The 26,442-nt window shown below is 63.3% G+C and carries 28 protein-coding genes and 2 rRNA genes (1 of these 30 running past the window's edge); all 30 read left to right on the top strand.

Going from position 1 to position 26,442, the window contains the following annotated elements; genetic code table 11:
• Positions 1–1,379 (top strand): 23S ribosomal RNA (locus L6418_RS01265); it begins 1,503 nt to the left of the window's first position.
• A 119-nt stretch (positions 1,380–1,498) separates the two neighbouring features.
• Positions 1,499–1,611, top strand: a 5S ribosomal RNA gene (rrf, locus tag L6418_RS01270).
• 194 nt (positions 1,612–1,805) lie between these two features.
• Complete coding sequence (locus L6418_RS01275; protein ID WP_237247673.1) at positions 1,806–2,999, top strand: beta-ketoacyl-[acyl-carrier-protein] synthase family protein; 1,194 nt, start codon at positions 1,806–1,808, stop codon at positions 2,997–2,999.
• Positions 2,999–3,793, top strand: a complete 795-nt coding sequence (locus L6418_RS01280) for a beta-ketoacyl synthase chain length factor (RefSeq protein WP_237247674.1) — start codon at positions 2,999–3,001, stop codon at positions 3,791–3,793. Before L6418_RS01275 ends, L6418_RS01280 begins: the two co-directional genes overlap by 1 nt.
• Positions 3,787–4,230, top strand: coding sequence for a hydroxymyristoyl-ACP dehydratase (locus L6418_RS01285; protein WP_237247675.1), 444 nt, complete (start codon positions 3,787–3,789; stop codon positions 4,228–4,230). The genes L6418_RS01280 and L6418_RS01285 overlap by 7 nt, the downstream gene beginning before the upstream one ends.
• A complete protein-coding gene (gene fabG / locus L6418_RS01290; protein WP_237247676.1) occupies positions 4,227–4,946 on the top strand; it encodes a 3-oxoacyl-ACP reductase FabG in 720 nt (239 codons plus the stop codon). The genes L6418_RS01285 and fabG overlap by 4 nt, the downstream gene beginning before the upstream one ends.
• 70 nt (positions 4,947–5,016) lie before the next feature.
• Positions 5,017–5,280 carry a phosphopantetheine-binding protein gene (locus L6418_RS01295; RefSeq protein WP_269807817.1) on the top strand — a complete coding sequence of 88 codons (264 nt, stop codon included), beginning with the start codon at positions 5,017–5,019 and terminating at the stop codon, positions 5,278–5,280.
• A gap of 37 nt (positions 5,281–5,317) precedes the next feature.
• Positions 5,318–5,590: a phosphopantetheine-binding protein gene (locus L6418_RS01300; protein ID WP_237247677.1), complete on the top strand. Its 273-nt coding sequence runs from the start codon at positions 5,318–5,320 to the stop codon at positions 5,588–5,590.
• Positions 5,587–6,648 (top strand): beta-ketoacyl synthase N-terminal-like domain-containing protein, encoded by a 1,062-nt coding sequence (locus L6418_RS01305; protein WP_237247678.1) that lies wholly within the window; start codon positions 5,587–5,589, stop codon positions 6,646–6,648. The genes L6418_RS01300 and L6418_RS01305 overlap by 4 nt, the downstream gene beginning before the upstream one ends.
• Complete coding sequence (locus L6418_RS01310) at positions 6,645–7,226, top strand: hypothetical protein (protein ID WP_237247679.1); 582 nt, start codon at positions 6,645–6,647, stop codon at positions 7,224–7,226. Before L6418_RS01305 ends, L6418_RS01310 begins: the two co-directional genes overlap by 4 nt.
• Positions 7,227–7,311: 85 nt before the next feature.
• Positions 7,312–8,292 (top strand): dialkylrecorsinol condensing enzyme, encoded by a 981-nt coding sequence (locus tag L6418_RS01315; RefSeq protein ID WP_237247680.1) that lies wholly within the window; start codon positions 7,312–7,314, stop codon positions 8,290–8,292.
• A complete protein-coding gene (locus tag L6418_RS01320) occupies positions 8,282–9,415 on the top strand; it encodes a beta-ketoacyl-ACP synthase III (RefSeq protein ID WP_237247681.1) in 1,134 nt (377 codons plus the stop codon). The genes L6418_RS01315 and L6418_RS01320 overlap by 11 nt, the downstream gene beginning before the upstream one ends.
• Positions 9,415–9,810, top strand: a complete 396-nt coding sequence (locus L6418_RS01325; RefSeq protein WP_237247682.1) for a hypothetical protein — start codon at positions 9,415–9,417, stop codon at positions 9,808–9,810. The genes L6418_RS01320 and L6418_RS01325 overlap by 1 nt, the downstream gene beginning before the upstream one ends.
• The gene (locus L6418_RS01330) at positions 9,807–10,805 is read left to right on the top strand and encodes a BtrH N-terminal domain-containing protein (protein ID WP_237247683.1); all 999 of its coding nucleotides are present in this window, start codon (positions 9,807–9,809) and stop codon (positions 10,803–10,805) included. Before L6418_RS01325 ends, L6418_RS01330 begins: the two co-directional genes overlap by 4 nt.
• 83 nt (positions 10,806–10,888) lie before the next feature.
• Positions 10,889–11,437 (top strand): isoprenylcysteine carboxylmethyltransferase family protein, encoded by a 549-nt coding sequence (locus tag L6418_RS01335; protein ID WP_237247684.1) that lies wholly within the window; start codon positions 10,889–10,891, stop codon positions 11,435–11,437.
• Positions 11,438–11,468: 31 nt separating this feature from the next.
• On the top strand, positions 11,469–12,119 hold the full coding sequence (locus L6418_RS01340) for a hypothetical protein (RefSeq protein WP_237247685.1): 651 nt from the start codon (positions 11,469–11,471) through the stop codon (positions 12,117–12,119).
• A 4-nt stretch (positions 12,120–12,123) separates the two neighbouring features.
• Positions 12,124–13,458, top strand: coding sequence for an AMP-binding protein (locus L6418_RS01345; RefSeq protein WP_237247686.1), 1,335 nt, complete (start codon positions 12,124–12,126; stop codon positions 13,456–13,458).
• Positions 13,455–13,751: a hypothetical protein gene (locus L6418_RS01350; RefSeq protein ID WP_237247687.1), complete on the top strand. Its 297-nt coding sequence runs from the start codon at positions 13,455–13,457 to the stop codon at positions 13,749–13,751. The genes L6418_RS01345 and L6418_RS01350 overlap by 4 nt, the downstream gene beginning before the upstream one ends.
• Positions 13,738–14,658 (top strand): acyl-CoA synthetase, encoded by a 921-nt coding sequence (locus L6418_RS01355; RefSeq protein ID WP_237247688.1) that lies wholly within the window; start codon positions 13,738–13,740, stop codon positions 14,656–14,658. The genes L6418_RS01350 and L6418_RS01355 overlap by 14 nt, the downstream gene beginning before the upstream one ends.
• Positions 14,655–15,248 carry a LolA-related protein gene (locus L6418_RS01360; protein ID WP_237247689.1) on the top strand — a complete coding sequence of 198 codons (594 nt, stop codon included), beginning with the start codon at positions 14,655–14,657 and terminating at the stop codon, positions 15,246–15,248. Before L6418_RS01355 ends, L6418_RS01360 begins: the two co-directional genes overlap by 4 nt.
• Positions 15,245–17,566: an MMPL family transporter gene (locus L6418_RS01365; RefSeq protein ID WP_237247690.1), complete on the top strand. Its 2,322-nt coding sequence runs from the start codon at positions 15,245–15,247 to the stop codon at positions 17,564–17,566. The genes L6418_RS01360 and L6418_RS01365 overlap by 4 nt, the downstream gene beginning before the upstream one ends.
• A gap of 108 nt (positions 17,567–17,674) precedes the next feature.
• The gene (locus L6418_RS01370; protein WP_237247691.1) at positions 17,675–18,133 is read left to right on the top strand and encodes a hypothetical protein; all 459 of its coding nucleotides are present in this window, start codon (positions 17,675–17,677) and stop codon (positions 18,131–18,133) included.
• Positions 18,134–18,237: 104 nt separating this feature from the next.
• A complete protein-coding gene (locus tag L6418_RS01375) occupies positions 18,238–19,239 on the top strand; it encodes a hypothetical protein (RefSeq protein WP_237247692.1) in 1,002 nt (333 codons plus the stop codon).
• 17 nt (positions 19,240–19,256) lie between these two features.
• Positions 19,257–20,096 carry a MipA/OmpV family protein gene (locus tag L6418_RS01380; RefSeq protein ID WP_237247693.1) on the top strand — a complete coding sequence of 280 codons (840 nt, stop codon included), beginning with the start codon at positions 19,257–19,259 and terminating at the stop codon, positions 20,094–20,096.
• A 24-nt stretch (positions 20,097–20,120) separates the two neighbouring features.
• Positions 20,121–20,990, top strand: coding sequence for a 1-acyl-sn-glycerol-3-phosphate acyltransferase (locus tag L6418_RS01385; protein ID WP_237247694.1), 870 nt, complete (start codon positions 20,121–20,123; stop codon positions 20,988–20,990).
• A complete protein-coding gene (locus L6418_RS01390) occupies positions 20,987–21,742 on the top strand; it encodes a glycosyltransferase family 2 protein (protein WP_237247695.1) in 756 nt (251 codons plus the stop codon). The genes L6418_RS01385 and L6418_RS01390 overlap by 4 nt, the downstream gene beginning before the upstream one ends.
• A gap of 31 nt (positions 21,743–21,773) precedes the next feature.
• The gene (locus L6418_RS01395; RefSeq protein WP_237247696.1) at positions 21,774–23,390 is read left to right on the top strand and encodes a B12-binding domain-containing radical SAM protein; all 1,617 of its coding nucleotides are present in this window, start codon (positions 21,774–21,776) and stop codon (positions 23,388–23,390) included.
• A 55-nt stretch (positions 23,391–23,445) separates the two neighbouring features.
• Positions 23,446–24,573, top strand: coding sequence for a GNAT family N-acetyltransferase (locus L6418_RS01400; protein WP_237247697.1), 1,128 nt, complete (start codon positions 23,446–23,448; stop codon positions 24,571–24,573).
• Between the two features lie 125 nt (positions 24,574–24,698).
• Positions 24,699–25,082 (top strand): hemerythrin domain-containing protein, encoded by a 384-nt coding sequence (locus tag L6418_RS01405; RefSeq protein ID WP_237247698.1) that lies wholly within the window; start codon positions 24,699–24,701, stop codon positions 25,080–25,082.
• Between the two features lie 824 nt (positions 25,083–25,906).
• The gene (locus L6418_RS01410; RefSeq protein ID WP_237247699.1) at positions 25,907–26,386 is read left to right on the top strand and encodes a DUF2321 domain-containing protein; all 480 of its coding nucleotides are present in this window, start codon (positions 25,907–25,909) and stop codon (positions 26,384–26,386) included.
• Positions 26,387–26,442 lie beyond the last annotated feature (56 nt).

Raw genomic sequence — 26,442 nt, forward strand, 5'->3', positions numbered from 1 at the left:
GGCGTGATGACGAGTGCCTTCGGGCGCGAAGTTGCTGATACCAAGCTTCCAAGAAAAGCCACTAAGCTTCAGTTGCATTGGGACCGTACCGCAAACCGACACAGGTGGGCAGGATGAGAATTCTAAGGCGCTTGAGAGAACTCGGGTGAAGGAACTCGGCAAATTAGCACCGTAACTTCGGGAAAAGGTGCGCCCCGGTAGAGTGTAGAGACTTGCTCTTGAAGCTCGATGGGGTTGCAGTGAAATGGTGGCTGCGACTGTTTAATAAAAACACAGCACTCTGCAAACACGAAAGTGGACGTATAGAGTGTGACGCCTGCCCGGTGCTGGAAGATTAAATGATGGGGTGCAAGCTCTTGATTGAAGTCCCAGTAAACGGCGGCCGTAACTATAACGGTCCTAAGGTAGCGAAATTCCTTGTCGGGTAAGTTCCGACCTGCACGAATGGCGTAACGATGGCCACACTGTCTCCACCCGGGACTCAGCGAAGTTGAAATGTTTGTGAAGATGCAATCTACCCGCGGCTAGACGGAAAGACCCCATGAACCTTTACTGTAGCTTTGCATTGGATTTTGAATAGACCTGTGTAGGATAGCTGGGAGGCTTTGAAGCGGTGTCGCCAGACATCGTGGAGCCGACGTTGAAATACCAGCCTGGTGTGTTCGAGGTTCTAACCTAGATCCGTAATCCGGATTGGGGACATTGCATGGTAGGCAGTTTGACTGGGGCGGTCTCCTCCCAAATTGTAACGGAGGAGTACGAAGGTATCCTAGGTACGGTCGGACATCGTACTGATAGTGCAATGGCAAAAGGATGCTTAACTGCGAGACTGACAAGTCGAGCAGGTGCGAAAGCAGGTCATAGTGATCCGGTGGTTCTGTATGGAAGGGCCATCGCTCAACGGATAAAAGGTACTCTGGGGATAACAGGCTGATTCCTCCCAAGAGTTCATATCGACGGGGGAGTTTGGCACCTCGATGTCGGCTCATCACATCCTGGGGCTGTAGCCGGTCCCAAGGGTATGGCTGTTCGCCATTTAAAGTGGTACGTGAGCTGGGTTTAAAACGTCGTGAGACAGTTTGGTCCCTATCTGCCGTGGGCGCTGGAAGTTTGAGGGGGCCTGCTCCTAGTACGAGAGGACCGGAGTGGACGTATCTCTGGTGTACCGGTTATGACGCCAGTCGTATCGCCGGGTAGCTATATACGGAAGAGATAACCGCTGAAAGCATCTAAGCGGGAAACTCGCCTCAAGATGAGACTTCCCTGGCAACTTGATTGCCCTGAAGGGTCGTGGAAGACCACCACGTTGATAGGTCGGGTGTGGAAGCGCAGTAATGCGTTAAGCTAACCGATACTAATTGCCCGTGCGGCTTGATCCTATAACATTAGGCAAGCGCAAGTAACAACGCTCGCAACAATCAGAACACACTTTACTTCTTCCAAAATTACATCAAGCGCTGGAACCCTGAACCCGCTTCAGCGATTGATAACAGTTATGTCTGACGACCATAGCAAGTTGGCCCCACTCCTTCCCATCTCGAACAGGACAGTGAAACGACTTCGCGCCAATGATAGTGTGCATCCGCATGTGAAAGTAGGTCATCGTCAGACTCCTTACAAACGACAAAGCCCTCCTCGCGAGGGCTTTGTCGTTTCTGCCGTTCAAGCGGACGAGGCAGCGTCGGTGCGACAAACGAACCGGAATTCGATGCAACCGTGACTTTGCGGCGACGGGCGGATTTTTTGATGTGCTAGAATTCGACCAGCACGGTTCGTGCTTCCAAACAATTGAGTGGTTTTCTAATTTGCAGCCCTTAGTCATCAGTCACACCGCACTTGCCAACAGTCTGGGGCTGGGGGTGTCCGCAACCATGGATGCGTTGCGCAGCCGTCGTTCCGGGCTGGCGCCGTGTGCATTCGAAGATGTCGACCTGGAAACCTATATTGCCAAAGTCGAGGCGCTGGACGATTTCCGCGTGCGCGCAGACCTGTCAGCATGGGATTGCCGCAACAACCGCCTCGCCCAGCTTTGCCTGGAGCAGGACGGTTTCGCCCAGGCGGTCGAACTGGCGAAGCGGAAGTATGGCGCGTCACGCATTGGCGTGTTTCTCGGCACCAGCACTTCCGGGATACTGCAGACGGAACTGGCTTATCGCCGGCTGGATCCGGATACCGGCGCATTGCCGCCAGATTTCCATTATGCAGAGACGCAGAATTCCTACTCGCTGGCCGGATTCGTCCTGCGCTACCTGGGCCTGAGCGGCCCATCCTTCGTCGTATCGTCAGCCTGTTCATCGAGCGTCAAGGTGTTCGCCAATGCGCAGCGGATGATGGCAGCAGGCGTGTGCGATGCAGCCGTGGTCGGCGGAACGGACAGCCTGTGCCTGAGCACGCTGTACGGCTTCAATTCCCTTGGGCTGGTCTCGCACCAGCCATGCCGGCCGTACGATGCGGAACGCGATGGCATTTCGATCGGCGAAGGAGCCGGTTTCGTATTGCTCGAAAAGGCGCCGGCGCAGGTATCGCCGGATGCGATGCTGCTGTTGGGGGTGGGCGAAAGCTCGGATGCCTATCACATGTCGACGCCGCATCCGGAGGGTCTGGGGGCAAGGCTGGCGATGCAGCGCGCATTGGGCTCCGCCGGTTTGCAGGCGAGCGACATCGACTATATCAACCTGCATGGTACGGCGACCAAATCCAACGACGCCAGCGAAGGCAAGGCGGTTGCCGATGTGTTCGGCGCCAGTGTGCCGTGCAGTTCGACCAAAGGCTGGACCGGGCACCAGCTGGGTGCCGCCGGGGTCACCGAAGCCATCATCGCCATGCTGGCGATCGAGCACAATTTCCTGCCGGGCAGCATCAATACGCGACAGCTCGACCCCGCCATCGCGATCGACTACCGGATCGAGAATGGTGCGGGCAAGGTCAATCGCGTGTTGAGCAATTCCTTCGGCTTTGGCGGCAGCAATTGCAGCCTGGTGCTGGGGAGGAAGGCGTGATGCGCGTATTCGTCGAAGGCGTCGGGCTGCTGGGGCCGGGCCTGGACGGCTGGCCTGCCGGTCGTGCCGTGCTGGCGGGCGAATCGGCCTACCAGGCCGCCCCGACCAACCTGCGCAGCAGCGACATGCTGCCGGCACCGGAGCGGCGGCGTGCCGGCGTGCCGATCAAGCTCGCGCTCGCCGTGGGGCAGGAGGCGTTCCTGCAGTCCGGGCGCGATACCCGGACAGCCGCCACGGTGTTCACCTCGTCCGGCGGCGACAACGATAACGCGCACGCCATTAACGGCATCCTGGCCACCGCGCCACGCGAAGTGTCGCCGACCCGCTTCCATAATTCCGTGCACAACGCCGCAGCAGGGTACTGGTGCATCGCTGCAGGCACGCATGAACCTTCCACCAGCCTGTGTGCGCACGACGCCAGTTTTGCTGCAGGATTGCTGGAGTCGGCTACGCAGGTCGCGGTGGACGGTGCCGTCGTGGTGCTGATTGCCTACGACCACCCGTATCCGGAGCCGCTGCACACGGTGCGGCCCATTGCGGCGCCTTTCGGCATGGCATTGATCCTGACAGCGCAACAGACGGATAAATCGCTGGCGGCGATCACGGTGGAACTGGTTGCCGGCGGCGCCAGCGAGACCACGATGCAGGATGCAGGGCTGGACGCGCTGCGCCGCGGCGTCCCGGCGGCGCGGGGCTTGCCGCTGCTGGCGGCATTGGCGAGCGGCAAGCCCACGCAGATCAGCCTCGCCTGGTTCGCCGACAACCATCTCAAGCTCGGTGTGACGCCATGCTAGCGGACAAGGCCGCGATCGCCGGCGTCATTCCGCACAGCGGCGACATGTGCCTGCTGGACGGCGTGCTGGAATGCGATGCGCAGCGCATCCGCTGTATCAGCGGCACGCACCGCGATGCCGGCAATCCCTTGCGCAGCGGCAGCGGATTGCCGGCGTGGTGCGGCATCGAATATGCGGCACAGGCGATGGCGGTGCACGGGGCATGGGATGCCCGGCTCGACCGGCGGCCGCGGGCGGGCTACCTGGCCGCACTGCGCGATGTCGATTGCCGCGTCGGCCGTCTGGATGACCTGGCCGACGATCTCGTCATCGACGCCGAAAAAGTGATGGGCGACGAGGCGCGCGTCATCTACCAGTTCGACATTCATGCCGGCGCGAACCGGATCATGAGCGGACGCGCCACCGTGGTGCTCGACGCAGACAAGGCTGGCGTATGAAGCGCGCACTGGTGACGGGCGGCAGCGGCGGCATCGGCGCGGAGATCTGCCGCAAGCTCGCGCAACTCGGCTACCACGTATATGTGCACGCCAACAGCTCCCTGCAGCGCGCGGAAGAAATCGTGGCCGACATCGAAGACGCCGGCGGCAGCGCGCAGGCCATCGCATTCGACGTGGCGAATGCCGAGCAGACGCAAAGCGCGCTGCAGACCGTGCTGGCTGACGGCGCGATCCAGATCCTGGTGAACAACGCCGGCATCCATGACGATGCCGTGATGCCGGGCATGAATGCGCTGCAATGGCACCGGGTGATCGACGTCTCGCTCAACGGCTTCTTCAATGTGACGCAACCCCTGCTGCTGCCGATGATTGCCAGGCGCTGGGGCCGCATCATCAACATATCCTCGGTCGCCGCCCTTGCCGGCAACCGCGGCCAGACCAATTACGCCGCCGCCAAGGCCGGCCTGCACGGCGCGACCAAGGCGCTGGCGCTGGAAGTTGCCAGCCGCGGTATCACCGTCAATGCGATCGCGCCCGGCATCATCGAATCTGCGATGACCGAGCACGTGTTCGACAAGGACGCCATCAAGCGCCTGGTTCCGCTCGGCCGGGCCGGCAAACCGGAGGAGGTGGCCGAGCTGGTGGCGTTCATCGCTTCCGACAAGGCCGCCTACATCTCCGGACAGGTCATCTCCATCAACGGCGCGATGATCTGACGCATCGGTTTAGAACCCTTGCCGCCAATGAGGTAAAATGCGCCCGCATAAATAAACCACAGGGAGCATCATGGCAGCAAGTGCAGAAGAAAAAGAGCTGGCACAACTCATCGTGACCTCGTTGAACCTGGAAGTGGCGGCCGACGACATCGAACCGGATGCGCCGCTGTACGGCGAAGGACTGGGCCTGGACTCGATCGACATCCTCGAACTGTCGCTGGCGATCTCCAAGACCTACGGGGTGCAACTCAAGTCGGACGACGCGGACAACAGCAAGATTTTCAGTTCGCTGCGCAATCTGAACCGGCATATCCAGCAGCATCGCGCCAAATGATCCCAGCGTCCGCCGTCCGGCGGGCGCCCCGGTTCCCATGAACGACAACGACACCGCATTCCGCGACGAGCTCAAGGCGCTCATCCTGGCCGCCGTGGACAAGGATGAGCCGGCCGGCGGGCTGCGCGACGACGAACCGTGGTTCGGCCCCGGTTCGCGGCTGGAGCTCGATTCGCTGGACGCATTGCAGATCTCGATGGCGATCCAGAAGAAATACGGCGTGCGCATGCCCGACAGCAAGGAAACGCGTCGCGCCCTGGTCTCGTTGCTGGCCCTGGCCGAACACCTGCGCAAACACCGACCCGCATGAAACCGGTCCATCTTTGCGGCCGCGGGCTGGCCTGTGCCCTGGGCCTGGACGTGGAGAGCGCACTGGCTTCGCTGCGGCTGGGCGGAGTGACCCCCTCGGCATGTGTATTGCCCGGCGCGCTGGGCGGCCGTTTCCCTTATTACGCCATTCCCGCCGCGCAACACGGCTGGGACGAACGTGCGCGCCAGCTGGTGCAGCTGGTCGCCGCCGCAGCCGGTGCGGCGCAGGCGCGCAACGGCGCACTCTTCATCGCCACCGCTTCGTTCGACATCGGTGCGGTGGAGCAGGGCGAGGCGCAAATGGATTACGGCAAATTCGCCGCCAAGGTGGCCGCATGGCTGCAGTGGGAAGGTCCGGTATATACGATCAGTACGGCATGCACGTCCTGCCTGAATGCGCTGCTCTCCGCGCATGCGCTGCTGTCGGCAGGCGAGGAAGAAGAAGCGCTGGTGCTGGGGGTGGAACTGGACAACCGGCTTACCCTGGGCGGATTCGCGGCGCTGCAATTGCTTTCGCCGCAGGGCAGCCGGCCTTTTGCAGCGCAACGCGACGGCCTGGTGCTGGGCGAAGCCGTCGCCGCCTTGCGGCTATCCACGCGTGCGGGCGCACCATGGCGGGTGACCGGCGGCGCCAATGTGGTGGATGGCAGCCTGCCGACCGGCGCTTCCGTGCCGGCGGTGGCGGAGATGTACCGGCGTGCCCTGGCGACGAGCGGCGTAACGGCGGACGCCATCGATCTGATCAAGGTGCAGGCTGCCGGCAGCCCGGGCAACGACGCGGCCGAGGCGCAAGGTCTGCGCGAGGCTTTCCGGAGCGTGCCGCCGCTGGTCTCGCTCAAGGCGGCGATCGGGCACACCATGGGGGCCGCGGGCGCGGCGGAGATCGCGCTATTGACGGCATGCCTGGAGCAGAACGTGTGGCCGCAATATCCCGAAGCAGCGGACCCCGCGCTGGGGATCGGCCTCGCCGCACGCATGCCGGAACAGGTGCGCCGCGTGATGGCGACGATACTCGGCTTCGGCGGCAGTCATGCCACCGTGGTGCTGGAGCGCACATGAAGATTTTCACTATCGGCGGACGTTGCCTTGCTGCACCGCCTCCGGCCGGCTGGCGCGAACAACTGGCGCAGATGCTGGGCAGCAAGCCGCGGCGCATCGGCACGTGGGCCGAACTCGGCCTGTTCGGCGCGCTGCGCTGCATGGCGGATGCCGGCGAGACGACCCTGCCGCCGGATGCGCAGATATGGCTGGGCAGCCGGCGCGGCACCTACGCGGCGACGGCGCACGTCCTCGAACAAGTGCGCGACGATCTGCCGATGCCGCTGGCGTTCCTGCAGACGCAGCCCAGCCAGTTGCTGGCTATGCTGGCAGCGCAGTTGGCCTGGCAGGGGCACGCCTGCTTCATGGCCGGCGCCAGCCCGCAAGCGCTGCTGCGCCTGGCCGGTGCGCAGGGCGGGCACGGCGGTGTGCTGCTCGGCTGGGTGGACGAGATGGATGGCGGGGAAAGCAACTGGTTGAGGTTGCTGCCGTGCGATACGGCAGTGCACGCGGATATTTCCGCAGTGCCGGCGACGGCGATGTTTTCCAGCCAGGCCACTCACCTGTGCCTGACGCATGGCGCGAAGGACGCGGGATGACGGGCGCGGGTGCCTTGGTGCAAGGGGGGCGGAATGATAGAATCCGCCCGTTTTTTCGATCCTCTCAACTAGTCGCGTGGCAGCAGTGAAGACAACCGAAGCATCGACCTCCCGCCCGATCAAACGCGTCTTGGTACTGGATTATTCGCAGACCGGCCAGCTCAGCCAGATCGTCGGGAACATCCTCGCGCCGCTGCGGCACGAGAGCGACATCGCGCTCCATGTCGAGCAACTGCGCCCGCTCAAGCCGTTCCCGTTCCCATGGGGCTTCTTCAGTTTTCTCGATGCCTTTCCGGAATCCGCGCACATGGTGCCCGCACCGCTGCAACCGCTGTCTCTGACCGGCGAGGAGGAATTCGATCTGGTGATCCTGCCTTACCAGGTCTGGTTCCTGGCGCCGTCGCAGCCGGTCACCGCCTTTCTCAAGCATCCGCTGGCGCACAGGCTGCTGGCCGGCAAGCCGGTGGTGACGGTGATTGCCTGCCGCAACATGTGGATGCTGGCGCAGGAGAAGATGAAAGGCCTGCTGGCAGACTGCGGTGCACGCTTGCTGGATAACGTGGTGCTGGTCGATCCGAGCCCGACCCTGGCCAGCCTGCTCACCACCCCGCTGTGGCTGCTGAGCGGCAAACGCGACCTGCTCAAGCTGTTGCCGCCGGCCGGTGTCGATGCGGCAAGCATCCGCGCCGCTGGCCGCTTCGGGCTGGCGTTGCGCGATGCCCTGCGCAACGGCCAGGAGCGCGGCGCCGCGCCGCTGCTCAGCGGCCTGCGCGCCGCCGATTCGGATCCGCGCCTGCTGGCGAGCGAGCGGGCCGCCACGCGCAGTTTCTACCTGTGGGGGAAGCTGCTGCGCGCCATGGGCGAACCGGGGCAGCGCCGGCGCTACCCGTTCCTGTTGCTGTACGTCGCCTTCCTGATCGCGCTGATCCTGACCGTGGTGCCGCTGAGCCTGTCCATCCAGTCGCTGTTGCGCCCGTTCCTGCGCCAGCGTTGTGCGTTGCTGAAGCGGCGCTTCGATCAGCCGTCGGGGTGCGGGACGGAAAGGATGCATCTGTATGGGTACTGATGTCTACCTGACGCGCACATCGTCGTTCCTGCCGCTGGAGCCGGTCGGCAACGAAGAGATGGAAGCCGTGCTCGGCATGGTCGGCGGCAAGCCTTCCAAGGCGCGCCGCATCGTGTTGCGCAGCAACGGCATCCGGCATCGCCACTATGCGCTCGACCGCCTCACCGGCGAACCGGTGATGTCGAATGCGGCGATGGCTGCTGCAGCAGTCAGGGGCCTCGGCGATATCGACAGGGTGGACAGCCTGGCGGCGGCGACCTCGCGTCCCGACCAGCTCATGCCGGGACATGGTGTTATGGTGCATGGCGTACTGGGCTGGCCGCGCCTGGAAGTGGTGTCGCTGGCCGGCATCTGCGTGGCGGGCGCGGCAGCGTTCAAGCACGCCTGGCTGGCGGTGCGCGCCGGCGATGCGCACCGCGCCGTGGCGGTGGCTTCCGAGCTGGCCTCCGTCGGTTTGCATGCGCGCAACTTCGCGGCCGAGGCCGAGCACAAGGTGAAAGAGCTGGAAGAGCGCCCGGAGATCGCCTTCGAAAAGGATTTCCTGCGCTGGATGCTATCCGACGGCGCCGGTGCGGTGCTGCTGGAGGACAGGCCGAGCGGGCCGTTGAGCCTGCGGGTGGACTGGGTCGAGCTGTCGTCCGCTGCGCACGAGCTGCCGGCCTGCATGTATTCCGGCGCGGAAAAGAATGCCGATGCGTCGCTGACCGGATGGCAGCAATTCTCGCCGCTGGAGTGGGCCACGCGCTCCGTGTTCACGGTCAAGCAGGATGTGAAGCTGCTCAACGAGCATGTGGTCCGCGCCACGCTGACCGATCCCCTGCGCGAGCTGGTCAGGAAGCACGGCCTGTCGGCGCAGCAGGTCGACTGGTTCCTGCCGCATTACTCTTCCTGCTATTTCGCCGACCTGGTCGCGACGGGACTGGCCGAGGCCGGCGTGAACATTCCTCGCGAACGCTGGTTCACCAACCTGGTCGAGAAGGGCAACACCGGTTCCGCCTCGCCCTACATCATGCTGGACGAACTGTTCCGCTCCGGCCGCATCCGTAAGGGGCAGAAACTGCTGCTGTACGTCCCGGAGAGCGGGCGCTTCTCCAGCGCCTTCATTTTCATGGAGGCGGTCTGATGGACGTGGACGAGGTGCCGCAGGAGGGTAATCGCACGATGGGCGGCCATCGGCGCGCGATGTATGCGCGCGATAAGGACGGGCGCATGGTGATCGTCCCGTCGCGCGGCGGCGAAGTGGACGAGACCGTCACCCTGCAGGCCCTGGAAAGGATAGACGAACTGGCCGCAGCGGCCCGGGAGCGCGTGCTGGCCGGCCGGACCTCGCCGCTGGAATACTGGATGTATGCGCGGCGCCTGGATCTGTCGCAGCTGTCCCAGGTCACCGGTTTCTGGCAATGGCGCATCCGCCGCCACTTCCATCCGCAAAGATTCGCCAGGCTGTCGACGGCCATCCTGCAGCGCTATGCCGATGTGATGGGGATCGGCGTGGAACAGCTGAGGCGGCTGCCATGAAGGCGACCACCGGGACGGAATTCCGACATCGCCACGCCGCGCACTGCGAGAGCGGTGTGGCGGCCTCGCTGCTGACCCACCACGGCGTGCCGATTTCGGAGGCGATGGCGTTCGGCCTGTCGTCAGCGATGGCGTTCGCCTACCTGCCCTTCGTGAAGTTCGCGGGCTTTCCGCTGATCGCCTACCGCATGCCGCCCAGGCACATCCTCAAGGGCATGGCGAGGCCGTTCGGGATGCGCTTTCGTTTCGAGACGTTCCGCGACCCGGCGGCCGGGATGAGGCGGCTGGACGAGCTGCTGGCACAGGGCCGGGTGGTCGGTGCGCAGACCTCGCCGTTCTGGCTGCCCTATTTCCCCGAAGACATGCGCTTCCACTTCAATGCGCACAACCTGATCGTGTACGGCAAGCAAGGCGATGAATACCTGATCAGCGACCCGGTCGCTGAAGATCCGCAGCGCTGTGCGGGCGATGCCCTGCAGCGCGCGCGTTTCGCCAAAGGCCTGATGGCGCCCAAAGGGCTGCTGTATTACCCGGAGTCCATCGGCTGCAACGAGGTGACGGCGGACGCCGTCCGCCGGGCGATCCGGAAGACCGTGCGTACCATGCTCGGTCCCGTTCCCATCGTCGGCGTGCGCGGGATACGCATGCTGGCGAAGCGGGTGGCGAAGCTGGACCCCGCCGACAGGCTCAGCCTCAACTATGCCGGCCATATCGTGCGCATGCAGGAAGAGATCGGCACCGGTGGCGCCGGTTTCCGCTTCCTGTATGCGGCGTTCCTGCAGGAAGCGGCGCACGTCACCGGCATCGCCGAACTGGCGGCGCTGTCGGAGCGCATGAATGAGGTCGGCGATGGCTGGCGCGAGTTCGCCCTGCAGGCGGCGCGCATGATCAAGGGACGCGATGCGTTCGACCCCGGCAAGCTGGCTCGGATGCTGCATGGCCAGGCCGAGCGCGAGCGCGAGTTCTTCCGCGCGTTGAAGCGCGCGGTCGCCTGATCCCGCCCAGCCTATGATGGGCAAGCCGTTCTGTGATTAAATAGCCCTCGCTTGGCGAGGGTCCGAGTATCAGGAGTGCAACGATGCTGGAAGCAGTTACCTTTACTGTCGTGACATTGGGATTGGCCTTCGTGTCGAGGGCCTCGCTGCGCAAGCCGGGGTCGCACGGCTTCTACCGTTTCATCGCGTGGGAGTGCATGCTCGGATTGTTCGTGATGAACATGCGGGTCTGGTACGACAATACCAGCGCACCCAACCAGATCATGGCGGGGGTGCTGTTCTTCATTTCGCTGCTGCTGGTCGTCTTCGGCGTCGTGCTGCTGAAAGTGTCGGGCAAGCCGGACTCCAGCCGGAACGATGTGCCGATGTTCGAATTCGAAAAGACCACGGCGCTGGTCACCTCCGGCATCTACCGCTACATCAGGCATCCCATGTACAGCTCGCTGATCTTCCTCGGCTGGGGGTTCTTCTGCAAGCAGCCCTCGATCCTTGGCGTCATCCTGGCGGTCACGGCGAGCCTGTTCATGATCGCCACGGCGCGTGCGGAAGAGAGCGAGAACATCAATTATTTCGGCGATGTCTACCGCGAATACATGAAACGCAGCAAGATGTTCGTGCCGTTCATCCTATGAATGCGGCCCGCATCCCGGAGTGGGCCTGATCATGCTGCGTCTTGGCAAGATACTGCTGCTGGCCGCATTCATCGCTTACCCGTTCTGGCTGCACAACACCATTGCGACGAGCGAGTCGGGCGGCATGCAGTTGCTGCTGGTGCTGCTGCCCTTGCTGGCCGGCATCGGCTGGTGGGCGTTCCGTTCCGTCAACATCGTGTGGTGGCCGTTGCTCGGCCTGGCCATCGGCGCGCTGCCGGTCTATCTGGTGCTGGGCGAGCATGAGCGCATCGGGCTGATCGCGGTGACCGGCATCTCCCATGCCTCGTTCAACCTGTTCATGATGTGGTTCTTCGGCCATACCCTGTTCGGCGGGCGCGAGCCGCTCATCACGCGCATCGCGCGACTGATGCACGGCGAGCTGTGCCCGGAGATCGCATCCTATACGCGCAGCGTCACCGCGGCGTGGAGCGCCTATTTCGCGCTGCAGGTGATTGTCTCCGCAGCGCTCTACAGCCTTGCCTCGATCACCGCCTGGTCGTTCTTCATCAATGTGCTGAACCTGCCGTTGCTGGCGCTGATGTTCATCGGCGAATACCTCTACCGCATCGTCGTTCATCCCGCACACCCGCGTGCCTCCATCTGGCGCACCATCGAGGTCTATGCCAAAGATCTTGCCGCACCGCGCAAGCAGAATCCATAACGTCATGTCCGATTTTCCGCTCATCAGTCATGCCGGGCTGGACGGCCCGTTCGCATACCGCGCCGGCAAGGCCATTCCTGTCGGACGCTTCCTGCGCGATGTGGAAGCGCTCGCGCAACGGCTGCCGGACAGGCCCCATATCCTGAACCTGTGCGCCGACCGTTACCGCTTTGCAGTCGGTTTCGCCGCTGCGCTGTGCCGGGGGCAGACCAGCCTGCTGCCGCCTAACTACACAGCCGATTTTGTGGCGCGCCTGACGCGGCGTTACCCCGGCATCTATTGCCTGACGGACGGCGCGGCCGAGTTCCCCGGCGTCGAGGTGATGCCATTCCCCGAACCCGAGGCGGATCCCCGCGCGACTGCAGGCACCGTGCCGCGCATCCCCGCTGCACAACGCGCAGCGCTGGTGTTCACCTCCGGCTCCACCGGCGATCCGGTTCCGCACGAGAAGACCTGGGGCAGCCTGTGCAAGGGCGCAGCAGCGGAAGCGGCCAGCCTGGGCATCGTGCCGGGTTCGGGCATGGTGCTATTGGGTACGGTGCCGGCGCAACATATGTATGGCCTGGAGTCGAGCATGTTGCTGGCGATGCAGAACGGCCTGGCGCTGGTTGCCGAAAGACCGTTCTATCCGGCCGACATCTGCGCGCAGCTGGCAGCCCTGCCGCCGCCGCGTTGCCTGGTCACCACGCCGGTGCACCTGCGCACCTTGCTGAGCGAGGCGACGCAACTGCCGGCGGTGCAATTCGTGTTGTGTGCCACGGCCCATCTGGCGCCGCAACTGGCGTTCGAGGCGGAGGCGCGTTTCGCCGCACCGCTGTACGAGATATACGGCTGCACCGAGGCGGGCATGGCCGCCAGCCGCCGTACCACGCAAGGTGCGGCCTGGAGCCTGCTGCCCGGGGTCGGGATGGCGCAGGACGAACTGGGCTGCCGCGTGTACGGCGGACACGTCGAGATCGAAGCGCGCCTGAGCGACGAGATCGAGTGCCGGCCGGACGGCACCTTCGTGCTGCACGGGCGCACGTCGGACATGATCAACATCGCCGGCAAGCGCACCTCGCTGGCCAGCCTGAACCATCACCTGAACGCCATCCCGGGCGTGCAGGACGGCGCGTTCTTCATGCCCGACGACAGCGACGGCACGGTGCGGCGACCGCTGGCATTCGTGGTTGCGCCGGGACTGCGCAGCGAGGACATCCTCGGCGCGCTGCGCAACAGCGTGGATGCGGTATTCCTGCCGCGCCCCCTGTACTTCGTCGAGGCCTTGCCGCGCAACGCCACCGGCAAGATCACCCGCGAAGCGCTGCAGCAGCTGATGGCACACCACGCAAAGAAATGAACCAGCTGACCCTGCACATCGCCGCGAACCACCCGACCGGGGCCGGGCATTTCCCCGGCAACCCGATCATTCCCGGCGCATTGCTGCTGGCCGAGGTGCTGGCTCGCATCGAACAGGCAGAGCAGTTGTCGTTCGTGCCGGGCAAGGTCAAGACGGCCAAATTCCTGCATCCGGTGCGGCCCGGCGACAGCGTCGAGATCGAATATACGCGCTCGCCGCAGGGGACGGTGGAGTTCCAGTGCAGCGTCGCCGGCACCAGGGTCCTGACGGGAGGCGCCGTTGCAGGCCGATGACAAAGCGCGGGAGAGCGCCTCGCCGGAATGGACAGCCAAACCGGAGCGCAGCAACCTGCTGGCGATCCGTTTCATCGTCTGGGTGGCGCTCGCGCTGGGCCGTCCGGTCGCGCGCCTGTTCCTGTACCCGACCAGCCTGTATTACATGCTGGTCGCCGGCGAAGCCCGCGCCGCCTCGAAACAGTATCTGCGCAAGGCGCTGGGGCGGGAGCCGCGCATCGGCGACGGCTTCCGCCACATCCATGCCTTCGCGGCGACCATTCTGGACCGGGTGTTCCTGCTCAACGGCCGCTTCGACAAGTTCGACGTGCGCGTGCACCTGGACGATACGGCGCGCAACATGCTGGTGCAGCGGCGCGGTTGCATTTTGCTCGGCGCGCATCTCGGCAGCTTCGAGATCACGCGCGCCTATGCCCACGAGATCCAGGGGCCGCCCGCCAGCGTGGTGATGTACGAGGAGAACGCGCGCAAGCTCAACTCGGTGCTGCAGGCGATCAATCCGGAACTGACGCAGCAGGTGATCGGACTCGGCAAGGTCGATTCCATGCTCAAGGTGCGGCAGGCGCTGGAGCGCGGCGAATTCATCGGCATGCTTGCCGACCGGGGGCTGGAGCAGGACGGCGCGAGCGTGACCTGCGATTTCCTCGGGGCACCCGCCAGATTCCCCAGCGGCCCGCTGCGCATGGCGTACATGCTGAAGTGTCCAGTGCTGCTGATGGTCGGCGTGTATCGCGGCGGCAATCGCTACGACCTGCATTTCGAGGAACTGGCCGATATGGCCGATCCGGCATTGCCGCGCGACGAACTGATCGGCCGGACGCAGCAGCGTTATGTCATGCGCCTCGAACACTTTTGCCGCAGTGCCCCGTACAATTGGTTCAACTTCTACGATTTCTGGAAACCATGATGCGTTCCCTGTTCCTGCTGCTGTGCCTGGTCTCGGCCGCCGTCCATGCCGAGACCGTCCCGTCGGCACCGCCGGACGACTGGGGTCTGCCGCAACTGATGCGGGCGCTGGCACAGGTGCAGACCTCGCAGGGAAAATTCGTCGAGCGCAAATTCCTGAGCGTGCTGAACAAGCCGCTGGAGTCCTCCGGCACGCTGTCGTTCCGGGCGCCTGACCACCTGGAGAAGCATACGCTGGCCCCCCTGACTGAAAACCTGGTGCTGGACGGGGGCGTGCTGACCATCGACAACCCGGCGCGCAACATCAGGCGCACCCTGGTGTTGCAGGAATATCCGGCAGTGTGGGCTTTCGTCGAGAGCATCCGCTCTACCCTGGCCGGCGACCTGCCGACCCTGCAGCGTTTCTATGCGGTGAGCCTGGAAGGCGATGCGGCGAAATGGCGTCTGCAACTGTCACCCATCGAACAAAGGACGCGAGAGATGGTGCGCGAGATCGTGATCGCCGGCCGCGACAATCGCGTCACCAGTATCGAGATGCGCGAATCCAACGGCGACCGTTCCAGCATGAGGGTGACCGAGGATACCCAATGAAACTGCGCCGGCATGTCGCGGTGATCGTGTGGCTGCTGTTCGTTGCCGCCTGCGCGCTGGTCATCGGCCATTCCCGTTTCACCGCCGACATGTCGGCATTCATGCCGCGCGATCCGACGCCCACGCAGAAGATCATGGTCGAGCAGCTGCGCGACGGCGTGGTGTCGCGCCTGATCCTGGTTGGCGTGGAAGGCGCGCCGCCGGGCGCGCTGGCCGAGCTGAGCAAACGGATGGCGGCGCAGTTGCGCGGCGCCCCCGATCTGGCCGGCATCAACAACGGCGAGCGGGCAGGGCTGGAAAAGGATTTCCAGCTGCTGTGGCGCAACCGCTACCTGCTCAGCGACGCGGTCACGCCGCAACGCTTCACCCCGGCCGGACTGAAGGAAAGTCTGAGCGGCTACCTGGAGCTGTTGAGCACACCGATGAGCGGCATGGCGCAGCGCGTGCTGCCCGGCGACCCCAGCGGCGAACTGATTCACCTGCTGGAACAGCTGCAGGGCGAGGCGCACCCTGCGATGCAGGACGGGGTCTGGTTCTCGCGCGACGGCCTGCGCGCCATGCTGCTAGCCTACACCGCCGGCGCGGGCAATGACATCGACGCGCAGGAGCGTGCCATGCATGCGATCCGTGATGCATTCGAGGGCGCCCGGAAAACGCTGCCCGAGGCGGCACAGGCGCAGGTGCGCATGACCGGCCCGGGCGTGTTCTCGGTGGAGTCGCGCGCTTCCATCCGCAACGATGCATGGCGGCTCTCGCTCATCGCCACGCTGCTGGTGGCAAGCATGCTGCTGCTGCTCTACCGCTCGCCGCGCGTGCTCGCACTGGGACTGTTCCCGGTGGCGAGCGGTGCGCTGGCGGGCGTGGCGGCGGTGAGCCTGGATTTCGGCAGCGTGCACGGCATCACGCTCGGCTTCGGCGTCACGCTGATCGGCGAGGGCGTGGATTACGCGATCTACCTGTTCACCCAGATCGGGCACGACGAGGCGCCGCGAGACACCTTGCGGCGCATCTGGCCGACGCTGCGCCTGGGCGTGCTCACTTCCATCTGCGGTTTCAGCGCCATGCTGATCTCCGGTTTCACCGGGCTGGCGCAACTCGGCCTGTTTTCCATCGCCGGGCTGGTCGTCGCGGTGAGCACCACGCGCTGGGTATTGCCCCATCTGTTGCCGCAGGGTTTCTCGGTACATGCTTCCACGCGTTTCAGCAGTGCGCTGATGGCGCTGGTGCGCCGCGCACCGCGCGCGCGCATGCTGCTGTTCGTGCTGGTGGCGGCAGCCCTGGCATTGCTGGCTTGGAAGCGCGATGCGCTGTGGAACGACAGCCTGTCGAGCATGAGCCCGGTGCCGAAGGAAGCGCTGGCGCTGGATGAGCAGCTGCGCCGCGACATGGGGGCGCCGGATGTGCGCTACATGCTGGTACTCAGCGGCAGCGACCAGGAGAGCGTACTGCAGCAGGGCGAAGCGGTCGCGCCCATCATGCGCACGCTGGTGGCGCAGGGCCTGCTGGCGGGGTTCGATGTGCCGCTGCTGCCGAGCCGCACGGTGCAGCAGGCGCGGCAGGCCGCCCTGCCGGATGCCGCTGCGGCGCGCAGCCATCTCGCTCAGGCGCTGCAAGGGCTGCCGTTCCGCAGTTCGACCTTCGCGCCGTTCGCGCAGGAGATCGCGGCCGCGAAACGGCAACCCTTGCTGGACCGGGCGGCGCTGCAAGGCAGCAGCCTGGGGCTGAAGCTCGACACTATGCTGGTGCAGCGCGAGGGCAAGTGGTCGCTGATGCTGCCGCTGCGCGGCGTGAAGGATGCGCAGGCGCTGGAGCGGGATATCCGGGCGTCCGGCAACGCTTTCGTGCTGCTCGACATGAAACGGGAATCGGAACAGATGTTCCGCGACTACCGGCACGAGGCCGCGAAGAACGCCCTGTTCGGTGCGCTGGCGATCGTCGTGCTGCTGTTCGCCAGCCTGCGTTCGGTGCGTCGCGTGCTGGATGTCTGCCTGCCGCTGGGTGCGGCGGTGGTCGCAGTGACGGCCTGGCTGGTGCTGACCGAACATGCGCTATCCATTTTCCACCTGATCGGGTTGCTGCTGGTGGTGGCGGTCGGTTCCAATTACGCGCTGTTCTTCGACCACCGCTGTGCTTCGCCGCAGGACCGCGAGCGCACCGTCACCTCGCTGCTGTTCGCCAACGCCTCCACCGTGCTCGGCTTCGGGCTGCTGTCGTTCTCGCAGTCGCCGGTGCTCAATGCGATCGGTTCCACGGTGGCGTGCGGTGCGGTGCTGAGCCTGGTCTTCTCCGCGATCCTGATCGTCGGGCGCGACGAGTAAGTGCCGTACACCGTCGCGGCGGAGCGCCTTTGGTTGCCCGGCATGTAGGGGTCGGTTAAGATGCGAGGCGTTTTTAAACGCCCGCATGCGCTGTTTGGAGAGGCTGACATGAAACATGCATATCCGATACTCGTCGTTCTGGCTGCCGCATGGATGACTGCATGCACATCACAGCCGGCGAAGACGGATACGTCCGCCGAGGTGCCGCCGGCCAAGGCGGCAGCGGCCAAGGATGCCGCCAGGAAGGCCGCCGCCAGGAAGGAAGCGGCCAAGGCGGAGACGGTGGTCAGGAAAGAAGAAGCGGTCGAAGGCGAGGTCGTGGGCAAGCCGGCCTCCGGCAGCAAGTTCGCCAGGCTGAAGACCGGCCTCACCTTGAGCCAGGTGGAGCAGTTGATCGGTCCGCCGACCAAGCAATGGCAGCATCCGACCGACAAGGCTTCCATCCCCTTCTATTTCGGTCCGGATCGCTGGGTCATCCAGTATTCATACAGGCATGAAGGCGTGCTGACGTTCAATTCCGGGGGCGAGCAGTTGCTGACCCGGATCGAGGTCAACAAGGCGGAATAGGCTGCCTTGCGCGGCATGGATGGGCACCGGGGCGTGTGTACGGCAGCGATGCATGGCGTATCGCGTTAGGGGAGTTAATGAAGTGATGGGTGTGACAGGCTGACATGCAAAGTCCCGATCAGCAATTCGGACTGCAATATCTCGACGCCGGCGAAATCGGCGCATATCTCGAAGCACACAGAGGTCATGTATTGAGCGTCATCGGTTTCGGCCGCAAGCTGCCGTTGCCGCCGCTGGGCTGCGCGCCGCTGTGGATCGATATCCCCGTGCTGGGCGCGGGCGACAGCAGTGTCGAGGTCTGGTCCAGCGATGCCCAGGTCACGTCGTGCGAACATCTGGGCATGTGCGGCACCACCGACGGGACCGTCCTGTTCGGTTGCCTGTCGCTGGAACAGCACGCGGGCGATACGCTGGAGCAACTGGCCGAACAGGCCTACATGCGCATCTTCGGTTTCATCGACCATTTCGGCTATCCCAAGCTGCTGCGCGTGTGGCATTACTTCCCGCAGATCAACGACGAGGAAGAGGGGCTGGAGCGCTACCGCGGTTTCAACGTCGGCCGGCATGCGGCATTCGCCGCCAACGGACGCGTGGCCGGCGAGGAGCATGCCCCGGCAGCCAGCGCGCTGGGCAGCAACAGCGGTTCGCTGGTGATCTACTTCATGGCGGGCAAGCAGTACGGCAAGGCGGTGGAGAATCCCCGCCAGGTCAGCGCCTATCACTACCCGCAGCAGTTCGGCCCGCGCAGCCCGATCTTCGTGCGCGCCATGTCGGCGACCCTGGGCGGGCAGTATTGCTTCTTCATCTCCGGCACCGCCAGCATCGTCGGTTACGAGACCCTGCACCAGGGCGATGCGGAGAAGCAGACCGTCGAGACGCTGCTGAACATCCGCACGCTGCTGCAGCAGATACCGCATTACGACCCGGCGCAGGGGCGCATGCTGCTCAAGGTCTATCTGCGCCATGCCGCCGACCTCGCCATGGTGCGCGACAAGGTACAGGCCGAATTCGGGGCGGCATGCGAGGCGGTCTACCTGCATTCCAACATCTGCCGTTCCGACCTGCTGCTGGAGATCGAAGGCGCCTATTTCAGGGCTGCGCCATAGCGCGCGGCCTGCAGCGTATGAGGAACATCGTCCGATCCGTCGCCGTCGTCACGCCGCTCGTCTGCTTTCCCGCCGCGCATGCGCAGACCGAGATGAAGCCCGAGTGGGAGGCCGGCGCCGGCATTGCGGCGATCGATTTCCCGATGTACCGGGGTTCGAACGAGCGCCGTTTCTTCCTGCTTCCCATTCCCTATTTCGTCTATCGCGGCGAGACGCTGCAAATCAACCGCGAACGCGTGCGCGGACTGATCTTCCGCAAGGACAGCGTCGAGATGGATATCAGCGTGAACGGTTCCGTGCCGGCGCAGGGTTCCGTTGCGAGGCAGGGCATGCCGGACCTGAACCCGACGCTGGAGGTCGGTCCTTCGCTCAACGTCCACCTGTATTACTCCGAGGACAAGAAGACCAACTTCGACCTGCGCATGCCGGTACGGGGCGTGATCGCGTCGGATTTCAAGAGCGTCCAGTCGGTCGGCTGGGTGTTCCAGCCCCAGCTCGCCGTGGATTTCCGCGATGTCGAGCAAAGCGGCTGGAACATCGGACTGGTCGGCGGGCCGATCTATGCCGACCGTCGCTACCACCAGTATTTCTACAACGTCGATCCGCAGTACGCGACGGCCACGCGCCCGCAATACACGGCGAGCGGCGGCTATTCCGGTGCGCAGTTCATCGTCGCATCCAGCAAGCGTTACCAGGATGGACACTGGATAGGCGGTTTCATGAAATGGGACAGCCTGAACGGTGCCGTGTTCGCAGACAGTCCGCTGGTCAAGAGCAAGCAGTATTTCACCATCGGCTTTGCCGTGACATGGACGATCGACAAGTCGGATAAGATGGTGGAAGTAAATAACGACTGAAGCTACGGCAGTCATCATAACGGCATGTCCATGTGCTATAACCAGCCGTCTGGCGAGGGCGATCCGGCCGAACGACCGGGTAGTCCGAACGGGCTGGGACACCAACGGGAAAAGATTCAGGGAAGCGGCAAGGTGATGTGGGTCTGGCGACAATTCAAATCGTTGTACGAGTACATCGTGCTTTACGGCGGGCTGCTGCTGTTCGCGCTGGCCTGCCTGGCGTGGAGCCTGCCGGCCAGCGTGCTGCGCCACCTGATGCCGCAGCGCATCGCGGAGCGCGTTGGGCAATACGCCATCATGCTGGTGTTCCGCTCCTATCTGTTCGTGGTGCGCGCCAGCGGCCTGGTGAAATGCGACCTGACCGCGCTGGATGCCTTGCGCGGCGAGCCGCTCATCATCACCACCAACCATCCCGCGCTGATCGACGTGGTGCTGATCGGCTCGCGCCTGCCGCGCATGGTGTGCGTGCTGAAGGCGAACCTGCTCGACAACCCCTTGCTCGGCGGCGGGGCCAGCATGGCCGGCTACATCCGCAACGATTCCACCGGCAACCTGATCCGCCGCGCCGCCGTGGCGACGCGCGCCGGCAGCCAGCTGCTGATCTTCCCCGAAGGCACGCGCACGGTCTCGCCCCCGATCAATCCGTTCAAGGGTGGTTTCGGGCTGGTGGCGCAAAAGGCGGGCGTGCCGATCCAGACCGTGTTCATCGAAGCGAACAGCCCGTTCCTGGGCAAGCACTGGCCGTTGCTGAAGAAGCCGGAATTTCCCCTAGTCTATCGCGTGCGCCTGGGCGAACGCTTCGAAGCGAACGGCGAGGTGAAGGCGTTCGTGTCGGACCTGGAAGACTATTACCGCCGCGAGATGCAGGCGCAGGGAAATAGGGGTGCCGCATGAACGCCCCGTCGACTTCGCACCTTGTCCTCATTCCCAGCTACAACACCGGCGCGGCGCTGTATCCGACCGTGCGCGCCGCACGCGCGCAATGGTCGCCGGTGTGGGTGGTGATCGACGGCAGCACGGACGGCAGCGAGGCGGAGCTGCTGCGCATGGACAAGGACGACCCCGGGCTGCGGGTCATCGTGCTGGAACGCAACCAGGGCAAGGGCGCAGCGGTGCTGCACGGCCTGCGCGAAGCGATGCGCCTGGGGTACACGCATGTGCTGACCATGGACTCCGACGGTCAGCACCCGGCGGAAAAGATCCCGGAATTCATGGCCGCCTCCATGGCCGATGCCAATGCGCTGGTGCTGGGCGTGCCGGTGTTCGATGCCAGCGCCCCGGCATTGCGCGTGCGCGGGCGCAAGGTATCCAACTGGTGGGCGAACCTGGAGACGCTGTGGCAAGGCATCGGCGATTCGCTGTATGGCTTCCGCGTCTATCCGGCCGCGCTGCTGCTGAAAGTGATGGAAGGCAGCCGCTGGATGCGGCATTTCGATTTCGATCCGGAAGCCGCGGTGCGCCTGTGCTGGCACGGCGCCCGTCCGGTCAACATCCCGGCACCGGTCAAATACCTGCGTGCGGACGAAGGCGGCGTGTCGCACTTCAATTACCTGCGCGACAACGTGCTGTTAACCGGGATGCACCTGAGGTTATTCGCGGGATTTATTATCCGTTTGCCCTTGTTGATCTGGCGCAAGTGGTTTTAAAGTAGCGCCGTCACTTTCGGCGGCGAGACTCATGCGCATCACGTTCGTCCATCCTGCCGGTTTCAACTTCGTGCCGGGCCAGCCGGACCTTTCCGTACTGGCCAACCGCATGCCGCCGATCGGCATCCTGTCGCTGGCGGCATGGCTGGACAAGCACGGCCATGCCACGTGCGTGCATGACTGCCTCGGCCCGTTCGCGCCGCCGACGATAGAAGAGAACGCGGAGATCGTGCTGGCCACCGATCCCGAACTGATCGGATTCTCCACCACCACGTCCGGCTTCATGGATGCGGCGGACATGGCGAGGTACATCCGGCAGAAACGCCCCGACATCAAGCTGGCATTCGGCAATGTGCACGTGTCCTCCATCGGCGCGCCGCTGCTCGAACGCTTTCCCGAGATCGATTACCTGTGCATCGGCGAGGGAGAAGGCGCGATGCTGGACCTGGCCGACGGCAAGCCGCTCGGCCAGATCGCCAACCTGGTATATCGCGATGGCGGGCGCATCGTCGCCAACCCGCGCCGCCAGCGCATCCTCGACCTGGACGAATTGCCTTTCCCCGCCTACGAGAAGCTGCGGGGCTTTCCCGAGGCCTATCACCTGCCGCTGTTCTCCCATGTGAAGAAACACGGGGCGACCATGATCACCTCGCGCGGCTGTCCCTATACCTGCTCGTTCTGCGACCGCACCGTGTTCGAGCGCCTGTACAAGGTCAATTCGGCGCAATACATCTACGATCACATGAAGTACCTGCGCGACCGGTTCGGCGTGTACCACATCAACTTCTACGACGACCTGTTCACCGCGCAGAAGCAGCGCGTGTTCGACCTGTGCGACCTGCTCATCGAAAAGCCGCTGGGCATGCAGTTCAACTGCGCCATCCGCACCGGCCACACCTCGGACGAGATGCTGCAGCGCCTGAAACGGGCCGGCGCGCTGATGGTGTCGATGGGTATCGAGTCGGCCGATCCGGCGATGATGGAACGGCACAAGGCCGGTGTGACGCTGGATGCGGTGACCAGGACGGTGGAGCAGATTCATGCAGCCGGGCTGCGCGCGAAAGGCCTGTTCATCTTCGGCATGCCGGGCGAGACGCCGGAGACGGTGAAGGCCACCAGCGACTTCATCCTCTCGCTCGACCTGGACGAGATGAACATGACCAAATTCAGCCCGCTGTACGGCGCGCCGATCTGGGACGAGTGCGTGTCCGGCGAGGAGGGCGAGTTCATCGAAGACTGGCGGCTGATGAACTGCCTCAACTTCGTGTTCCTGCCCGCGGGCTTTGCATCGCGCGAGCAGATGGATGCGCTGTACAACTGGCATATCCTGCGCTTCTACAACAGCAGGAACTACCGCCGCCGTTTCACCGCGCGCCTGTGGCAGCACCGCTGGAGCCTGTGGCACCTGCTCAGGAACCTGCCGCGCGTGATGCAGGCCAACCGCTACTTCAGTGCCAACCAGAAGCAGCTGGAAGCGGTCAGGCAGGATCTTCCGCGCCACCCGCGCCAGCCGGTCGGGCTGGTGCCGCTGCTGGGCGAGGAGCTGTATGCCGACAAGCGCTCGACCGTGAGAACGATGCTGCCGGTCAACCTGCAGAAGCGGGCAAGCGACGTGCCCATGCAATGCATCGAAATGGCTGGCGAGTGAGTTGCCGTCTTTCTGCGGCGGCGGAGCGAAAGTGAACAGGACAGATGAAACATTCATGAGTGCCCCCGAACTGAAGATCGTCGCCGACCTGGCGGAGATACCCGCAGCGCAATGGGATGCGCTGGCCGGCGCCGATCCTTTCCTTTCCCATGCCTACCTGTATGGACTGCAGGCGAGCGGTTGCGCCACTCCGCCGTTCGGCTGGCGGGCGCAATTCATCACGCTGTGGCAAGGCGGGCAATTGCTGGGGGCGATGCCGCTGTACGTGAAGATGAATTCGTACGGAGAGCTGGTGTTCGACTTCGCCTGGGCCGATGCCTACCACCGGCACGGCCTGCGCTATTACCCCAAGCTGGTATGTGCCGTGCCCTTCACACCGGTCACCGGGGCGCGGCTGCTGGCCCAGTCGGACGAGATGCGCGCCTCGTTGCTCGAGGCCGCGCTGCGGCTCGCGCGGGAAACAGGCATGTCTTCCCTGCATTGCCTGTTCCTGGACGAGGCGGCCACGCGCACGGCCAGGGCGCAGGGCATGATGTTGCGCGAGGATGTGCAGTTCCACTGGCAGAACCCGGGCTATCGCGATTTCGAGGATTTCCTAGCCGCGTTGAGTCGCGACAAGCGCAAGCGCATCCGGCAGGAACGGCGCAAGGTCAGGGAGGCCGGCATCGAGCTGCAATGCGTCACCGGGGAAGATGCGAGTGCCGAGCAGTGGGCGTTCTTTGCCGAGTGTTATGCCAACACCCACCGACAGTACAACTCGCCGCCGTCGCTGAATGCCGATTTCTTCCAGCACATCGGGATCACGATGAAACCGCATACGCTGCTGGTCATCGCCAGCCGCGCCGGCAGGCCGATCGCCAGCGCGCTCAATTTCCGCACCCGCGACGCGCTGTACGGACGGTCGTGGGGAGCGCTGGAGTTCCACTCCGGCCTGCACTTCGAGACTTGTTACTATTCCGCGATGGAATTCTGCATCGAGCGCGGGATCAGGACGTTCGAGGGCGGCGCCCAGGGCGAACACAAACTGGCACGCGGTTTCCTGCCGGTGACCACGCGTTCGGCACACTGGCTGGCGCATCCCCAGTTCTCGCAGGCAGTGGCAAGCTACCTGCAGCGCGAGGCCGGCGCGGTGGCCGAGTACGTCGATGAACTGAATGAAAGGGCACCGTTCAAGCGCGCCTGATATGTGGCCAGCCGGGATGAAATTTTCTTAATGTGCAGCCGCGATGCGAGGGTTAACATCGGCGTGCGGGAATGTCGCAGGACTGGGGAGTTATTTCAGCAATCGTTTTTCAATCGGAGGTCGACATGTCTGGGGTGGCGGAAATCGAACGGCAGCATCATGAACTGGTCGGCATGCTCAACAAGCTGAACGACGCGGCAAAGCATGACAAACCCCTGGAGATGGTGGAACACCTGATCGACGAGGTGATCGCCTATACCAGTTTCCACTTTGCGGCCGAAGAGCACATCATGGAACAATCCGGCTATGCCGAGATCGAGGCGCACAAGGAAAAGCACCGGCAGCTGCTGCACGATGCGCTCAAGTTCAAGGAGAAGCTGCGCTATATCGGAGAGCACGAATTCGTCGACTGGTTCAATCACTGGCCGTTCGCCAAGATACACGCGCATATCGTGTATGCGGACAGGCAGGTCGAGGATCACATCGCGCAGCATGGCTTGAATAATTGATGCGTGGCACCCTGGCTCGAGCTGGCACGCAGGGGTCGAAACCAGGAGACGAGACTGCTCAACAGGGGCGCGAGTGGCTGCTGTGCGGAGGTCAATGTGTAGCTGTTGTCGGCCAATAAGAGTCATTCGCCCTCAGTCCATATTATGATGCATATGCAGACAGGCGCCTTTGTAAGGCCACTAGTGAATCGATTGGTTATGGAAAATCCGCACGCTTCACTAAATTTAGTAATACGGACCGTTGTGTCCATCTAATCACTGTTAGGTTTCATATGGAAGCGCTAAACACGTATATATCTGGCCATTTTCAAACGGTGCCAATAGATTTTTCGAACCGCAGTTGGCATACAAATGCAAATGTTCCAAGCAAGCCTGGCTGGTACTACATAGAAACAGACACTCCGTTCGACGTCTTGGCGCGACAGCATCTCTGGGCACGTCAATATGCAAAGAAGCAATCTGGTGCTCGTGCCGACGTCAAAAACTACGACTTACTGGCTCGCTGTGCTCGTTTCGATCCGGCTCTGGCGCAGTACTGGAACACCGAGTTCGTTTACTCGGGTCTCACGTCTAATCTACAGGCACGTGCTCGTGAACACACCTTCGCAGATCCTGGAACAGGCGGCCTTGCACTGCAAAAATACCCTGAGTTGCACGAATTCGAATGGAGCTTTCACTTCACTACCCTTGAGGGATTCATGCCCAATTGCCCTGATCCTGGTGTCCTACTTCTACTAGGTGAGCAAGTGTGGCGCTCCCACAACGGCTGGCCCATCTTATGTGCGGAGTGAAACCTAATTTTCGTTATAAACTAAAGGACAATCATGGGTATATATCGAATTGCTGAAGTATGCCCCAACGGGCATGTATCAACTGATTCTGCAGACGTGCACCCTGAATTGAGGGAAGCATTTTGCTCTAGATGTGGTGAGGCCACTATTACTGCATGCCCGTCTTGTCATACGAATATACGAGGTGACTACCAAGTCGGGGGAATTTTCATTAGTAGCGAGTATGAACCGCCCGCCTTTTGTTTCAACTGCGGGAGTCCGTTTCCTTGGACAGAAAGAAAGATTTCCGGCGCAATTGAACTTGTCAAAGAAGGTGGCAGATTGACAGAGGGAGAATTGAGTGAGTTCAAGGATGATCTAAATGAAATGACTAAGGGTTCTCCCCGTGTGCAGGCTGCTTCTGCTCGATTCAAGAAGGTCATGTCTAAGGTTGGAACTTCGGTGGCTGGCGGGGTTCGGGAGATCGTAGTTGATGTACTGAGCGAAGCTGCCAAGAAGGCGATATGGGGATGAATATTCATAACCCTGCGCTCAAGCGTGATACGCCTTCGGCGCGCCCTTTAACTCCA

The organism is Sideroxyarcus emersonii, from assembly GCF_021654335.1.
In the GTDB taxonomy this organism is placed as follows: domain Bacteria; phylum Pseudomonadota; class Gammaproteobacteria; order Burkholderiales; family Gallionellaceae; genus Sideroxyarcus; species Sideroxyarcus emersonii.

Excerpts from the sequence above, each read along its gene's own strand:
- L6418_RS01280 (WP_237247674.1), top strand. The coding sequence starts at position 2,999 with ATGCGCGTATTCGTCGAAGGCGTCGGGCTGCTGGGGCCGGGCCTGGAC.
- L6418_RS01285 (WP_237247675.1), top strand. The coding sequence starts at position 3,787 with ATGCTAGCGGACAAGGCCGCGATCGCCGGCGTCATTCCGCACAGCGGC.
- fabG (WP_237247676.1), top strand. The coding sequence starts at position 4,227 with ATGAAGCGCGCACTGGTGACGGGCGGCAGCGGCGGCATCGGCGCGGAG.
- L6418_RS01295 (WP_269807817.1), top strand. The coding sequence starts at position 5,017 with ATGGCAGCAAGTGCAGAAGAAAAAGAGCTGGCACAACTCATCGTGACC.
- L6418_RS01300 (WP_237247677.1), top strand. The coding sequence starts at position 5,318 with ATGAACGACAACGACACCGCATTCCGCGACGAGCTCAAGGCGCTCATC.
- L6418_RS01305 (WP_237247678.1), top strand. The coding sequence starts at position 5,587 with ATGAAACCGGTCCATCTTTGCGGCCGCGGGCTGGCCTGTGCCCTGGGC.
- L6418_RS01310 (WP_237247679.1), top strand. The coding sequence starts at position 6,645 with ATGAAGATTTTCACTATCGGCGGACGTTGCCTTGCTGCACCGCCTCCG.
- L6418_RS01320 (WP_237247681.1), top strand. The coding sequence starts at position 8,282 with ATGGGTACTGATGTCTACCTGACGCGCACATCGTCGTTCCTGCCGCTG.
- L6418_RS01325 (WP_237247682.1), top strand. The coding sequence starts at position 9,415 with ATGGACGTGGACGAGGTGCCGCAGGAGGGTAATCGCACGATGGGCGGC.
- L6418_RS01330 (WP_237247683.1), top strand. The coding sequence starts at position 9,807 with ATGAAGGCGACCACCGGGACGGAATTCCGACATCGCCACGCCGCGCAC.
- L6418_RS01335 (WP_237247684.1), top strand. The coding sequence starts at position 10,889 with ATGCTGGAAGCAGTTACCTTTACTGTCGTGACATTGGGATTGGCCTTC.
- L6418_RS01340 (WP_237247685.1), top strand. The coding sequence starts at position 11,469 with ATGCTGCGTCTTGGCAAGATACTGCTGCTGGCCGCATTCATCGCTTAC.
- L6418_RS01345 (WP_237247686.1), top strand. The coding sequence starts at position 12,124 with ATGTCCGATTTTCCGCTCATCAGTCATGCCGGGCTGGACGGCCCGTTC.
- L6418_RS01350 (WP_237247687.1), top strand. The coding sequence starts at position 13,455 with ATGAACCAGCTGACCCTGCACATCGCCGCGAACCACCCGACCGGGGCC.
- L6418_RS01360 (WP_237247689.1), top strand. The coding sequence starts at position 14,655 with ATGATGCGTTCCCTGTTCCTGCTGCTGTGCCTGGTCTCGGCCGCCGTC.
- L6418_RS01365 (WP_237247690.1), top strand. The coding sequence starts at position 15,245 with ATGAAACTGCGCCGGCATGTCGCGGTGATCGTGTGGCTGCTGTTCGTT.
- L6418_RS01370 (WP_237247691.1), top strand. The coding sequence starts at position 17,675 with ATGAAACATGCATATCCGATACTCGTCGTTCTGGCTGCCGCATGGATG.
- L6418_RS01375 (WP_237247692.1), top strand. The coding sequence starts at position 18,238 with ATGCAAAGTCCCGATCAGCAATTCGGACTGCAATATCTCGACGCCGGC.
- L6418_RS01380 (WP_237247693.1), top strand. The coding sequence starts at position 19,257 with ATGAGGAACATCGTCCGATCCGTCGCCGTCGTCACGCCGCTCGTCTGC.
- L6418_RS01385 (WP_237247694.1), top strand. The coding sequence starts at position 20,121 with ATGTCCATGTGCTATAACCAGCCGTCTGGCGAGGGCGATCCGGCCGAA.
- L6418_RS01390 (WP_237247695.1), top strand. The coding sequence starts at position 20,987 with ATGAACGCCCCGTCGACTTCGCACCTTGTCCTCATTCCCAGCTACAAC.
- L6418_RS01395 (WP_237247696.1), top strand. The coding sequence starts at position 21,774 with ATGCGCATCACGTTCGTCCATCCTGCCGGTTTCAACTTCGTGCCGGGC.
- L6418_RS01400 (WP_237247697.1), top strand. The coding sequence starts at position 23,446 with ATGAGTGCCCCCGAACTGAAGATCGTCGCCGACCTGGCGGAGATACCC.
- L6418_RS01405 (WP_237247698.1), top strand. The coding sequence starts at position 24,699 with ATGTCTGGGGTGGCGGAAATCGAACGGCAGCATCATGAACTGGTCGGC.
- L6418_RS01410 (WP_237247699.1), top strand. The coding sequence starts at position 25,907 with ATGGGTATATATCGAATTGCTGAAGTATGCCCCAACGGGCATGTATCA.